Annotated in this window: 12 protein-coding genes; all 12 read right to left on the reverse strand. The window is 61.9% G+C overall.

Annotated features, from left to right (window positions below):
* Positions 1-66: 66 nt before the first annotated feature.
* Positions 67-1,290: a tyrosine--tRNA ligase gene (tyrS, locus tag EJL02_RS09585; protein ID WP_125116190.1), complete on the reverse strand. Its 1,224-nt coding sequence runs from the start codon at positions 1,288-1,290 to the stop codon at positions 67-69.
* Positions 1,291-1,395: 105 nt separating this feature from the next.
* Positions 1,396-3,075: a DNA repair protein RecN gene (gene recN / locus EJL02_RS09590; protein WP_125116191.1), complete on the reverse strand. Its 1,680-nt coding sequence runs from the start codon at positions 3,073-3,075 to the stop codon at positions 1,396-1,398.
* An 18-nt stretch (positions 3,076-3,093) separates the two neighbouring features.
* Positions 3,094-3,549 carry an arginine repressor gene (locus EJL02_RS09595; RefSeq protein WP_125116192.1) on the reverse strand — a complete coding sequence of 152 codons (456 nt, stop codon included), beginning with the start codon at positions 3,547-3,549 and terminating at the stop codon, positions 3,094-3,096.
* A gap of 14 nt (positions 3,550-3,563) precedes the next feature.
* A complete protein-coding gene (locus EJL02_RS09600; RefSeq protein WP_164510371.1) occupies positions 3,564-4,427 on the reverse strand; it encodes an NAD(+)/NADH kinase in 864 nt (287 codons plus the stop codon).
* Positions 4,420-5,217 (reverse strand): TlyA family RNA methyltransferase, encoded by a 798-nt coding sequence (locus EJL02_RS09605; RefSeq protein ID WP_125116194.1) that lies wholly within the window; start codon positions 5,215-5,217, stop codon positions 4,420-4,422. Before EJL02_RS09605 ends, EJL02_RS09600 begins: the two co-directional genes overlap by 8 nt.
* Complete coding sequence (dxs, locus tag EJL02_RS09610) at positions 5,210-7,084, reverse strand: 1-deoxy-D-xylulose-5-phosphate synthase (RefSeq protein ID WP_125116195.1); 1,875 nt, start codon at positions 7,082-7,084, stop codon at positions 5,210-5,212. The genes EJL02_RS09605 and dxs overlap by 8 nt, the downstream gene beginning before the upstream one ends.
* Positions 7,085-7,112: 28 nt before the next feature.
* The gene (locus EJL02_RS09615) at positions 7,113-7,703 is read right to left on the reverse strand and encodes a hypothetical protein (protein WP_243114451.1); all 591 of its coding nucleotides are present in this window, start codon (positions 7,701-7,703) and stop codon (positions 7,113-7,115) included.
* A gap of 771 nt (positions 7,704-8,474) precedes the next feature.
* The gene (locus EJL02_RS09620) at positions 8,475-9,359 is read right to left on the reverse strand and encodes a polyprenyl synthetase family protein (protein ID WP_125116196.1); all 885 of its coding nucleotides are present in this window, start codon (positions 9,357-9,359) and stop codon (positions 8,475-8,477) included.
* Entirely contained in the window at positions 9,356-9,592 is a 237-nt protein-coding gene (gene xseB, locus EJL02_RS09625; protein WP_125116197.1) for an exodeoxyribonuclease VII small subunit, read from the reverse strand. The genes EJL02_RS09620 and xseB overlap by 4 nt, the downstream gene beginning before the upstream one ends.
* Positions 9,573-10,868 carry an exodeoxyribonuclease VII large subunit gene (gene xseA / locus EJL02_RS09630; RefSeq protein ID WP_125116198.1) on the reverse strand — a complete coding sequence of 432 codons (1,296 nt, stop codon included), beginning with the start codon at positions 10,866-10,868 and terminating at the stop codon, positions 9,573-9,575. The genes xseB and xseA overlap by 20 nt, the downstream gene beginning before the upstream one ends.
* Complete coding sequence (locus EJL02_RS09635) at positions 10,865-11,803, reverse strand: DNA-binding protein (protein ID WP_125116199.1); 939 nt, start codon at positions 11,801-11,803, stop codon at positions 10,865-10,867. Before EJL02_RS09635 ends, xseA begins: the two co-directional genes overlap by 4 nt.
* Complete coding sequence (gene nusB, locus EJL02_RS09640; RefSeq protein ID WP_125116248.1) at positions 11,796-12,293, reverse strand: transcription antitermination factor NusB; 498 nt, start codon at positions 12,291-12,293, stop codon at positions 11,796-11,798. Before nusB ends, EJL02_RS09635 begins: the two co-directional genes overlap by 8 nt.
* Positions 12,294-12,423 lie beyond the last annotated feature (130 nt).

The following is a 12,423-nucleotide window of genomic DNA, read 5'->3' on the forward strand; positions in this document are numbered from 1 at the left end:
TTCCCCGCGCAAACAAAAAAGCGCTGCGGCCATGCAAGCCGCAGCGCTTTTTTGCATATTCCGGGTTTAGCCGAGCACAACCTTGTGGAAGGTCTTTTTGCCCTTTTTGACCATGCGCTCCTGGGTAAAGAAATCCTTGTCCAGCATGGTCTTGAAGTCCGCGACCTTATCGCCGTCGATCGACACGCCGCCGCCCTGCACGAGCTTGCGCGCTTCGCCGTTCGAGGAGGCCAGGCCGCACTTGACCAGCAGCGTCAGCACGCCGATCTGGCCATCCGTGAAGTCCGCGTCGGTCAGGGTCGTCGTGGGCATATTCTCGCTCGAACCGCCGCCCGCAAAGATGTTCTTGGCGGCCTCCATCGCCTTGTCGGCCTCTTCCTTGCCGTGTACCAGCGAGGTCAGCTCGTAGGCGAGGATCTCCTTTGCCTTGTTCAGCTGCGCGCCTTCCCACTTGTCCATCTCCTCGATCTGCTCAAGCGGCAGGAAGGTCAGCATGCGGATGCACTTGAGCACGTCCGCATCGTCCACGTTGCGCCAGTACTGGAAGAAGTCATAGGGCGAGGTCTTGTTCGGGTCAAGCCATACCGCGCCCGCGGCGGTCTTGCCCATCTTCTTGCCCTCGGAATTGAGGAGCAGCGTGATGGTCATCGCGTGCGCGTCCTTGCCCAGCTTGCGGCGGATGAGCTCGGTGCCGCCGAGCATGTTAGACCACTGGTCGTTGCCGCCGAACTGCATGTTGCAGCCATAGTGCTGGAACATGTAATAGAAGTCATACGACTGCATGATCATATAGTTGAACTCGAGAAAGCTCAGGCCCTTTTCCATGCGCTGCTTATAGCACTCCGCGCGCAGCATGTTGTTGACCGAGAAGCATGCGCCGACTTCGCGCAGCAGCTCGATATAGTTGAGCTTCATCAGCCAGTCGGCGTTGTTGAGCATGAGCGCCTTGCCGTCGCTGAAGTCGATGAAACGCTCCATCTGCTTTTTGAAGCAGTCACAGTTGTGCTGGATGGTCTCGACCGTCATCATCGAGCGCATGTCCGTGCGGCCGGAGGGGTCGCCGACCATGCCCGTGCCGCCGCCGATCAGGGCGATCGGCTTGTTGCCCGCCATCTGCAGGCGCTTCATCAGGCAAAGCGCCATAAAGTGGCCGACGTGCAGGCTATCCGCCGTCGGGTCAAAGCCGATGTAGAACGTGGCTTTGCCGTTGTTGATCATCTCGCTGATTTCTTCCTCGTTGGTCACCTGCGCGATCAGCCCGCGCGCCTTGAGTTCTTCGTAAAGTGTCATCTGTTTCTTCTCCCGCATTTAATTCGTAAATTTGAAAACTGATGGATACGCCCGCCCGTTCACGGCGCGCGCTCTTGATACCGCTCGTCGATGATAACCATGCCTTCAGCCCTCCTGCCCGGCCGCTTCCAGCAATTCTTCGGCATTGCGGCGCGCCGCATCCGAAATCTGCTCGCCGGACAGCAGCCGCGCGATTTCGTCGATGCGCTGCGCACGGTCCATCGGGCTGACGTCGGTATAGCTGCGCCCGTCGCGCACGGATTTGGCAATGCGCAGATGATGGTCGCCCATCGCCGCGATCTGCGGCAGGTGCGTGACGCACAGCGTCTGCTTCTTTTTCGCGATCGCGGACAGCTTGCGCGCGATCTGCTGCGCGGCATGGCCGGAAACGCCGGTATCGATCTCGTCAAAAATCAGCATACCAACATCCTCGCCCGCCGTCAAGACGTTTTTGAGCGCCAGCATGATACGGCTCAGCTCGCCGCCGGACGCGACCTTGGAAAGCGGCTTCTCCGGCTCGCCGGGGTTGACCGAAATTTCAAACGTCACGGTATCAAAGCCGTGCGCGGTCAGCTTGGCGCCTGTATGCACCGCGACCCGCATTTTGACCTTGTCCATGTCCAGCCCGGCCAGCTCGCGCACGATCTCGGCTTCCAGCCGGCTTGCCGCCTCGCGCCGCCGCGCGGTGATCTCGCCCGCCAGCCGCTTGGCTTCGGCCAGTTCCGCGCGGTACTGCTCGCGCAGCTCTTCGCGCCGGTTGTCCGAATCGGCAAGCGTTTCCAGTTCCGCCGTGATGCGGTCGTGATACGCCAGGATCTCGGCGATCGTGCCGCCGTATTTCTGCCCCAGCCGGTAAATGAGGTCGAGCCGCTGCTCGACCCATTCGCGCTCATCCGGGGAAAAATCCAGATTGTCGCTGCGGCTCACCACGCTGTCGCGCAGATCGGCGGCCAGCAGCCGCACCTCTTCCGCCTGCTCGGCCAGCGCGTCAAACGCCTCGGATACCTCATGCAGCCCGGCCAGCGCCGCCGCGGCCTGATCGAGCAGCGCGCACGCGCCGCCGACCTCATCGTCCCCGTTCAGGGCGAGCCGCGTCTGCTCGAGTGCGCCCGCGATTTTGCCCGCGTGGTCAAAATACGCCTTGCGTTGGGCGAGCGTCTCATCCTCGCCCGGCTGCAGCGCCGCCTGCTCGATCTCCTCCTTGTGGAACGTGAGCATATCGATGCGCTGCAAGCGCTCCTGCTCGCCGGTTTCCAGCGCGGTGATCTCGCGCCGCAGGGCCTGCAGCGCCTGATACTTGGGCCTGTACTGCGCGAGCAGGTCGTCCAGCCCCGCGTACCCGTCCAGATAGTCGATGTGATGCTGCTCATCTAGCAGTTTCTGGCCGTCATTCTGGCCGTGAATGTCGATCAGATAGGGCGCCAGCTGCCGCAGAACGGATACCGATACCGGCTTCATATTCACCCGACAGGTGCTTTTGCCGTCCGCCGTGATCTGCCGCTGCAAATGCAGCGTGTCCGGCTCGTCGCCCGTGAGCGCCAGCTCCTCGAGCAGCGCGGTCAGCCCGTCCGACAGGCCGGTAAACACCGCGCTGACAAAGCCCTTCTGCGCGCCCGCACGCACCAGATCGCGGCTGACGCGCCGGCCGAGGATCGCGCCGATTGAGTCGATCACGATCGACTTGCCCGCGCCGGTCTCGCCGGACAGGACGGTCAGGCCGTCCTCCAACTCGATGTCCGCCCGCTCAATGACCGCGATATTTTCAATGTGGAGTAATTGCAGCACCGCCGCTTCCTCCTCTGCTTACTTCAAAATGTCCTGTGCCTGCTGACAAAAGCGCGCAGCGCTTTCATTGTCGCGCATGACGGCAAACACCGTGTCGTCGCCGCCGAGCGTGCCGACCACGTCGGAAGCGCGCATGGCGTCGATGGCCATGGCAGCCGCCTGCCCGAGTCCGGGCAGCGTCTTGATGACCACCATGTTCTGCGCGGCATTGATCTCGGTGACGCATTCGCGGAAGATGTTGCGCAGGCGGGTGGTGAAACTGTCCGCCGCGCCGCCTGCCGCCGCGGTATATTTATACTTGCCGGTCTCGGCGGATAGCGACTTGATCAGCCGCAGCTCCTTGATGTCGCGCGAAACCGTCGCCTGCGTCGTATTATAGCCGAGCGCCCGCAGGTGGTCGGTCAACTCTTCCTGTGTTTCGATCTCAAACCTGTCGATCAGTTCGAGGATTTTGGCCTGTCTTTGAAATTTCATTTTCGCGCCCCCTGTCAGAGCTTTTTCTGCAAAATTTTATAAAAGCTGATTCCCTTGAGCCGCACCAGACGGGTGCGCAGCGAGGATCGGGTGATCTCCACCCGGTCGTCCGGCCGGATGGCAAAACCCTGTCCGCCGTCCGCGGAGAGGAACACCTCGCTGCCGCCCTCGCAGGCCGCAGACAGCGTGATGCGCCGCTCGGGTGCGAACACGAACGCCTTCGCCGCCAGCGCATGCGCACAGATCGGGATCACCGCGAGGTTTTCCGCGCTCGGCTCGATCACCGGGCCGCCTGCGGACAACCCATATGCCGTCGAACCGGTCGGCGTAGCGACGATCAGGCCGTCGCCGTTGAACTGCGTGACTTCCTCATCATCCGCCGAGATGCACACACACACCACGCGGAACGCCGTGCCTTTTGCCAATACGATATCGTTGAGCGCGTCGTTCTCATACACCACGCGGCCCTGCCGGTAAACCGCCACATGCAGCATCATCCGGCTGTCGATCGAATACTGGCCGCTGAAGAGCTTTTCCATCTCGCCCAGCTCGCCCGGCTCCAGCTCGGTCATAAAACCGACATGGCCGACGTTGATGCCCAGCATCGGCAGCTCCTGCTGCGCGGCTGCGCGCGCCAGCCGCAGCATGGTCCCGTCGCCGCCCAGCACGACCGCCAGATCGGCAAACTGCACCGCCGCGCCGGTTTCCATATAATCCACATCGGTCACGTCGAGCGCCGCCGATCGCAGCTGCATGGGCAGCATCAGCCGGACGCCGTCGCGCCGCAGCCGGTCGCAAACCTGCGGCAGCACGGCATACGCGCCCTCTTTTCGCATGTTGGGATAGATAAAAAAGCGCTTCATTTCTGTCTCAGCCATCCAATTCCTCATGTGCCTGCCGCACCACTTCGCGCAGGTCGGGCACGTTGTCCTCCCCCTGCTTCCATAAGTAGCCCAGAAACTCAATATTCCCCTCCGGCCCCTTGATGGGCGAGAAGGTCACATCGCGCACGGCAAACCCTGCCGCATGCGCGTTTTCGACAAACTGCTCGAGCACTTCCAGATGGATCTCCGGCTCGCGCACCACGCCTTTTTTGCCGACCTTGCCCTTGCCCGCTTCAAACTGCGGCTTGATCAGGCAGGCGACGCGTCCATCCTCGGTCAGCAATCCCGAAACGACCGGCAGCACCAGCCGCAGCGAGATGAACGAAACGTCAATCACGCAAAGCGAGGGCGTTTCCTCGAGCATATCCGGCGTTACATAGCGGATGTTGGTGCGCTCCATGCACTTGACGCGCGGGTCCTGCCGCAGGCTCCACGCCAGCTGTCCGTAGCCGACGTCGATCGAATACACCTTGACCGCTCCGCGGCGCAGCAGGCAGTCGGTAAACCCGCCGGTGGACGCGCCCACGTCCATGACGGTCAGCCCCGCCGGGTCAATCGCAAAGTAATCCAGCGCCTTTTCGATCTTCTTGCCGCCGCGGGAGACAAAAGCATTTTCGTTGCCGCGCACTTCCAGCTCGGCGTTTTCATCCACCATATCGCCCGCTTTGCCCGCCTTCTGGCCCGCAATATAGACGATACCCTCCATGATTGCGGTTTTTGCGCGCTCGCGCGAGGGGCAAAGCCCTTTTTCAAACAGCAGTACATCCAAACGTTTTTTAGCCAAGGTCGTTTTCCTTTCTCGTTCGGTTTTGCAGGACAAACGAAGCGATGCCCTCCGCGTCAATACCGCAGTGGCGATACAGATCGCTTACGCCGCCATGCGGCAGGAAGCGGTCGCCGGTATTGAGCCGGTCCACCCGTCCGTCCAGATGCGCGGCCGCCCATTCGCCCAGACTGCCGCTTTCCACAACATCCTCCACGACCACGCACCAGCCGGACAGCACGTCCTCCCGCTCCCGTAAGGCCTGCTCCAGCGCAGCGCTGATCTGGTTGACTTTATAAACCTGCGCCGGCACGCCCTGCTGCTCGAGCAGCTCGGCCGCAGCCAGCACTTCATTGACCATCACGCCATGCGTCAGCAGCGTCAACTGATGGCCGGCCGCTTCGCGCACGCAGGCCACGGTCTCCCGCGACGTGTCCTTATGGAACGCACCTTCGCCGCCGCGCGGATACCGGATGGCCACTGGCCCGCTCTCATGGTACAGCGCGTCCGACATCATACTGCGCAGCTCGGCAAAATCCGACGGGCAGAAGATCTTCATGCCCGGGATCGAGCGTAGGAACGCCACATCCAGCACGCCGTTATGCGTGGCGCCGTCCGCACCAACGATACCGGCACGATCCACGCAAAACACCACATGCAGCCCCTCGATCGCCACATCGTGGACGAGCTGATCGTAGGCGCGCTGCAAAAAGGTGGAATACATCGCCACCACCGGCACCAGTCCCTGTGCCGCCATGCCGGCCGCCATCGCCACCGCGTGCTCCTCCGCGATGCCGACATCGAAAAAGCGGTCGGGAAAGCGGGAGGCAAAGCGCGTCAGTCCGGTGCCGGACGGCATCGCCGCCGTGATTGCGCAGATGCGCGCGTCCTTTTCCGCAAAAGCACACAGCTCGCGCCCAAAGCAGGCGGAAAAGTCCTCCTTTTTCGCGGCCTTGAACGCGCCGGTCAGCGGGTCAAAGGGCGAAACACCATGGTATTTTTCCGGCTCGCGCTCGCTGGGCACATAGCCGCGCCCCTTCTGCGTCATCACATGCAGCAACACCGGTTTTTTGATTTTTTTCGCCTGCGCCAGCAGCTCGCACACGCTTTTGAGGTCGTGCCCGTCCACTGGGCCGAGGTAGATAAAGCCCATCTGCTCAAACAACGAGGTCGGCAGCAGCAGACGCTTCATGCGCGCCTTGACGCGGGAAATGCCGCGCGACACCGCGCCGCCGCCCGGAATGCGCGCCAGACGCTCCTTGACCCGCGCTTTGGTATGCAGATAGCGCGGGCTGACACGCAGACGAGACAAATGCCGGCTCAGTCCGCCGACATTCTGCGCGATCGACATGTTGTTGTCATTGAGCACCACCAAAAGCGGCTCGCCCGAAGTGCCGGCGTTGCTCAGCGCCTCATATGCCATGCCGCCGGTCAGCGCGCCGTCGCCGATGACGGCGACCACATGGTATTTCTGATTTTTCAACGTGCGCGCATGCGCCATACCCAGCGCGACCGACACCGAATTCGACGCATGTCCGGTTACACAGGGGTCGGCAATGCTCTCCTCCGGCTTCATAAAGCCGGAAAGACCGCCGTACTGCCGCAATGTATCAAAGCGGTCACGGCGGCCGGTTAAAATTTTATGCACATAACTCTGGTGGCCCACATCGTAGATGATGCGGTCGCGCGAGGAGTCAAACTCTCGCTCGAGCGCCACGGCCAGTTCCACAATACCCAGATTCGAGGCCAGATGGCCGCCCGTGCGCGACACCGAATCGACGATGAATTCGCGCAGAGAAGCGCACAACACCCCCAGCGTATCATACGACAATCCGCGCAGATCCGCGGGGCTTGTGATATTGTCCAGAATCCCGTATCTCTTCATCATATCTTTCCCACCAAGGAAGCATTTTTCTCTATCTCTTGCTGTCCAGCGAAAACGGCAGCACGCTCAGAATCCGTCCGCAGATCGCCAGCACCTTGCTGCTGAACGCGATCGCAACGCCCTTGCCGGCGGCCTTGCCGCCGATGGTCATGGCGGAGATCAAACCGGTCACGAGCAGCGACACCAGCACCACCTGCACGCCGTTTAACCCGGCCGTGATGTTGGCCACGATCAGCGCGCCCGTCGCACCCGAAATGATGCCGCAGATATCGCCGACCACGTCGTTGCAGATGCTCGACACCTTTTCCGCGTTGCGCGTCATCCACACCGCTTCCTTTGCGCCGCGCACCCGGTGCGCCGCCATGGAATGGAATTCTTTTTCGGTTGCGGATGCGGCGGCAATGCCGATCATATCAAATACTATGCCCAATGCGATGAAGAAAAACAGCACCACAAAGGACAAAATCGTGCCCGCGCTGTTCAGCGCTTCGTTCGACATGTAACTCATCACGACCGACAGCACAAAGCTGATCGGCATGATGGTCGCCACCCATTTGGTGTTGATCAGCCGCGGCTTTTGCGGCGGCTGGTTCTTTTTTCTCGGTTTATCCGATGCTTCCAACAGAATACTCCTTAATAATTTCAAAAACCTTTCGGTTGTTTTCACCTAAAAAAAGAAGTGACGGCAGGCCGAGTTAATCTTGCGGCTTGAGGTTCGGTTGGCTTTCCCCGCGGACTGCCACGCGTCGCCGTCGTGGGGGTTTCCCATTATAGTCCGTGCCGGGATGTTGCCATCACCGGGACCGAATTGCCACTGAGTCCGCACTGCAATCCTCTGCCTGCCTCATTGCTGAATAGCCTAGGTGATTTCCACTGCAGGCAACACGATTCTTAGCCTCTTTTGCAGACATGGTTTCAACCGTCAATTCCCGCGGCGTTCCTGGCCGGGAAACCGCAGGCGGATACGATATCCACCATGGCCACGCAAGGCAGGCTACACTGTACACAGCGTTTTGGGCAAAACGCGGGCTTCCGGCCGCAATGGCCGGCGTCTTCCGCGCAGTCCCCGCCGCACCGCAATACAGGTTTCATCCTGTACCGTAAGGCATCCGTCAATCGGAATGATGCTATAGGTGCCCCACGCATACAGGTCTCCACGGCGAGAGGGTCGGTACTTCATGCCATTGAAGCGCGCCCGCAAGCCTTAACCTCCAGCATCCACCCCAAACTGGGCGTAAGAAGCAAACACCAGAGACTTCATCGATATGCCCTTCTACGGATTTTTAGGCCCGTCCTGGGAATCGTATGCGCTGACTAGGATACTACGTCACTTATCTGATATTCTATCACATGAATCGGTTTGATTCAAGAAAACCGCGCAAAAAACAGCGTTTTAATTCATCCGATCGGTCAAACTGCGCGCCAGTTCGACCAGAAACGCGCTGTTCTCCTGCCCGGAAACCGCCTGCACGGCCTGCTCGGTCAGGCCCGCCACCTGCCGGCGGCACTCTTCCATCCCCAACAGCGACGGGAACGTGGATTTTTCGCTCTTTTCGTCCTTGCCGACCGTTTTGCCGAGCGTTGCGGTATCGCCCTCGATATCCAGCATATCGTCCCGGATCTGGAACGCAAGGCCGAGCTTTTCGCCGTAAGTGCGCGCCATGGCGAGCGTCTCGTCGTCGGTTTTGCCTGCCGCAACGCAGCCCAGCTCACACGCCGCGCGCAGCAGACAGCCGGTTTTCAGGCTTTGCAGCAGACGCAGCTCGTCGAGCGAAATCCTGCGGTGCTCCGCGCCCATATCGAGCACCTGCCCGCCAATCATGCCGTTCATGCCCGCGGCCTGCCCGAGAATGCGGATGCAGCGAAGTGCGGTCTCCGCGGACACACCCTCGGCCGCGGACGCGGTCTCAAACGCCGCAGTCAGCAGGCCGTCGCCCGCGAGGACGGCAGTCGCCTCGTCAAACGCCTTGTGACAGGTCGGACGGCCGCGGCGCAGGTCGTCGTTGTCCATGCACGGCAGGTCGTCGTGGATGAGCGAATAGGTGTGGATCATCTCGAGCGCGCACGCAAACGGCAGCGCCTTTTGCGTGTCGCCGCCGCACAAGCGGCAGAACTCGAGCACGATCACTGGCCGCAGGCGTTTGCCGCCCGCCATCGCCGAATATTTCGCGGCTTCAAAGATGCGGTCGTACCCCTCGCCCGTCTCGCGGGACAGAAATTGCTCGAGCGCGGGCTCGATGACCGCGATATCCGCTTTCAGCTGCTCTGCAAACGTCATTTGCCCGCCTCCTCCGCGTCAAACGGCTGCTCGGTCAGCTCGCCCTGCATGTTTTCCTGCATGACCGTGACCTTCTGTTCGGCCTTGTCCAACATTTTGCCCAGAGAGGCAGACAGCTTGGTACCTTCCTCAAACAGCTTGATGCTGTCCGCGAGCGGTGCTTCACCCTTTTCCAGCAGGCGGACGATCTCCTCGAGCCGCTCCATCTGGCTTTCAAATGTCTTTTCCGCCATTGTTTCGTTCCTCCTCGATATCGGTCACGCGGCAGTTTGCCGCGCCTTTGGCAAATCGGATATGCAGGCTGTCGCCTGTCTTGAGCACCGCCGCATCGGTGATCACCGCGCCGCGCACGCCCTTGGTCGCTACCGCGTAGCCGCGTGCGAGCACGCGCAGCGGGCTGATCGCGTCGAGCGTAGCAACCGTCCGCGCAAAACGCAGGCGACGGCGCTGTACGCCGTCCCGTCCGGCCGCCAGCAATCGGCGGCGCAGCAGCGTCAGCTTCTGTTCCTCCCGCGCGAGATACGCCGGGAACGCCGAAAGCAGCCGGTCGGTCGTCCGGTCGAGCAGCACACGCTTTTCCTCGATATACCGCGTCGGATTGCGCGCTTCCAGCCGCTGCTGCAAGGTGTGCAGCTGCCGCTGCCGCTGCTGGATCTGTCCCAGCGCCGCCGCGTGCAGCCGCGTATCCAGCGTGCGCAGGCTGAGCGCATACTCCGCGCGGTCGGGCACCGCAAGCTCGGCCGCGCCCGAAGGCGTCGGCGCGCGCAGATCGGCAACAAAGTCCGCAATCGTGACGTCCGGCTCGTGGCCGACCGCCGAGATCACCGGGATTTCGGACGCGAAGATCGCCCGCGCGACCGCTTCCTCGTTGAACGCCCACAGATCCTCCATCGACCCGCCGCCGCGTCCGCACAGAATGACGTCGGCCTCGCCGATCGCGTTGGCAAGACCGATCGCCCGCGCAATGCTGTCCGCCGCGCCCTGTCCCTGCACCTGCGCGGGATAGAGCGTCACCTCCGCCAGCGGCCAGCGCCGGCCTAAAATCCGGATCATATCGCGCACCGCCGCGCCGGTCTGCGAAGTGACGAGCGCGATCTTGCGCGGCATGCGCGGGATGGGCTTTTTGTATGCCGGGTCAAACAGACCTTCGGCCTGCAATTTGGCTTTGAGCTGCTCGAAAGCCAAATTAAGTGCGCCCGCTCCGTCCGGGATCACCTCGGAAATATACAGCTGTACCTGTCCGGTGCGCGGGAACGAGCTGACGCGCGCCCGCACGATCACCTTCATGCCGTTTTCCAGCCGGAATTTCAGGCGCATCGCGTCCGAGCGGAACATCACCGCATTGATGGACGCGCCCGCGTCCTTGAGGCTCATGTAGTGATGCCCGGACGAGTGCGCCTTGTAGTTGGAGATCTCGCCCTGCACCAGCAGATTGCGGTAGCCCGGCACGGCGTCCAGCAGCTCCTTGATTTCGTTATTCAGTTGGGTCACCGAATAGATCGTACTCACGTTTTATCCCTTTCATAAAGCCGCGCGGCAAGCACCGCCACGCCGACCGCGTTGTCGCCCGACAGCACCGGTTCGGCAAACGAAACACGCGCCCCAAACGCTCGCTCCATACGCGCACGCAGCACGCGGCTTGCCATCACGCCGCCCGCGCACAGCACCGGACAGTCGTACTGACCAATCGCCTGCTCGGTCGCCTTGACGACCGCGTTCGCCACGGTTTCGAGCGCAAACCGCGCCATCTGCGAGGCTTTCGCGGTCTTGAACTTATTTTCCACTTGATTCTGCATGCCGGACAGCGAAAACCGGCAGTCCGTCACCTTGGGCCGGTAGCCCTTTTCCGGTTCTGCTTCGACCGCCAGCGCGTCCAGCGCCGCCCCCGACGGAAACGGCAGCCCGAGCAGCGCGCCCGCGCGGTCGATCAGCTGACCGGCGGCAAGGTCGGTCGTGCCGCCGATGCAGGTGCAGTCCGGCAGACCGTCCTTCCCCGGCGTCACATGCAGCAGCTCGCTCGTCCCGCCCGACAGGTGCCACGCGAGGAACGGCTCGTCCAGCAATTCCAGCCGCCCGGCGGAGAGCGCCGCCGCCGCGATATGCCCCTGCTGGTGCGACACGGTAAAAAGGGGCACAGATAGCAAATGCGCCGCGCTGCGCGCGACGCTCTGACCTGCCAGAAAGCAGGGCATATACGAACCCTCGACCGCGCGCGGACGGGTGCTCACGCCGATGGCGCGCACCTCGCCCTGCGGCAGGGCTTCGATTTTCTCATGCAGATGCACGGTATGCTGAAACAGCGCATCCGACTGGCGCAGGCCGATCGCGCCCTCGGGCACAGAAAGCAGGCTGCCCTCGTTGTGCCACGCGCCGCTTTCAGTGTCATACACCGCCGCGGACGTGCGGTAATTCGAGGTGTCGATCCCCAGAAAGCGCTCAGGCATCGCCGTTCTCCTGCGGTACGGCCGCAGCATCCGCTGCCGGCGCGGCATCGGACTGCGCAGCGCGCGCGACCGAACCGAGCACGCCGTTGATGAACGCAGCGGCCTCGTCCGTGTCATATACCTTGGCCAGCTCGACCGCTTCGTTGATCGCCGCGCCCACCGGCACGTCGTCCACATAGCGCATCTCATAAATCGCAAGGCGCAGCACCGCGACCGTCATGCGCGACATGCGGCTGATCTTCCAGCCCTTGGAATAGGCCGCGATCGTCTCGTCCAGCTCCTGCTGGCGCGCGGCCACGCCCTTGACCACCGCGCGGATGTACTCGGTCTGCGCTTCGGACAGTTTGCCCGCATACAGCGCAATATCGCCGCTGATCGAAGCCATGATGGACTCGTCCAGCCGCTCTTCCAAATTCTCGTCGTCAAACTGCTGGAACCCCATCTCGAAGATCAGGTGCAGCGCAATTTCTCTTGCTTTCGTTCTGCTCATCACACTCACGGCGGCAGCTTCCTCCCATTTTTCGGTTACGCCTTATTTTATCCTATTTTCGCCAAACTTGCAAGGTCGTATTCCCGGAAAAGACCGCCCGGACAAAAGAAAACGGCAGGGCGATCCGCCT

This window comes from Agathobaculum sp. Marseille-P7918 (assembly GCF_900625105.1).
In the GTDB taxonomy this organism is placed as follows: domain Bacteria; phylum Bacillota; class Clostridia; order Oscillospirales; family Butyricicoccaceae; genus Agathobaculum.

What these genes read in the sequence shown, in the direction of transcription:
- tyrS (WP_125116190.1), bottom strand. Translation starts at nt 1,290, where the DNA reads ATGACACTTTACGAAGAACTCAAGGCGCGCGGGCTGATCGCGCAGGTG.
- EJL02_RS09595 (WP_125116192.1), bottom strand. Translation starts at nt 3,549, where the DNA reads ATGAAATTTCAAAGACAGGCCAAAATCCTCGAACTGATCGACAGGTTT.
- EJL02_RS09600 (WP_164510371.1), bottom strand. Translation starts at nt 4,427, where the DNA reads ATGGCTGAGACAGAAATGAAGCGCTTTTTTATCTATCCCAACATGCGA.
- dxs (WP_125116195.1), bottom strand. Translation starts at nt 7,084, where the DNA reads ATGATGAAGAGATACGGGATTCTGGACAATATCACAAGCCCCGCGGAT.
- EJL02_RS09620 (WP_125116196.1), bottom strand. Translation starts at nt 9,359, where the DNA reads ATGACGTTTGCAGAGCAGCTGAAAGCGGATATCGCGGTCATCGAGCCC.
- xseB (WP_125116197.1), bottom strand. Translation starts at nt 9,592, where the DNA reads ATGGCGGAAAAGACATTTGAAAGCCAGATGGAGCGGCTCGAGGAGATC.
- EJL02_RS09635 (WP_125116199.1), bottom strand. Translation starts at nt 11,803, where the DNA reads ATGCCTGAGCGCTTTCTGGGGATCGACACCTCGAATTACCGCACGTCC.
- nusB (WP_125116248.1), bottom strand. Translation starts at nt 12,293, where the DNA reads ATGAGCAGAACGAAAGCAAGAGAAATTGCGCTGCACCTGATCTTCGAG.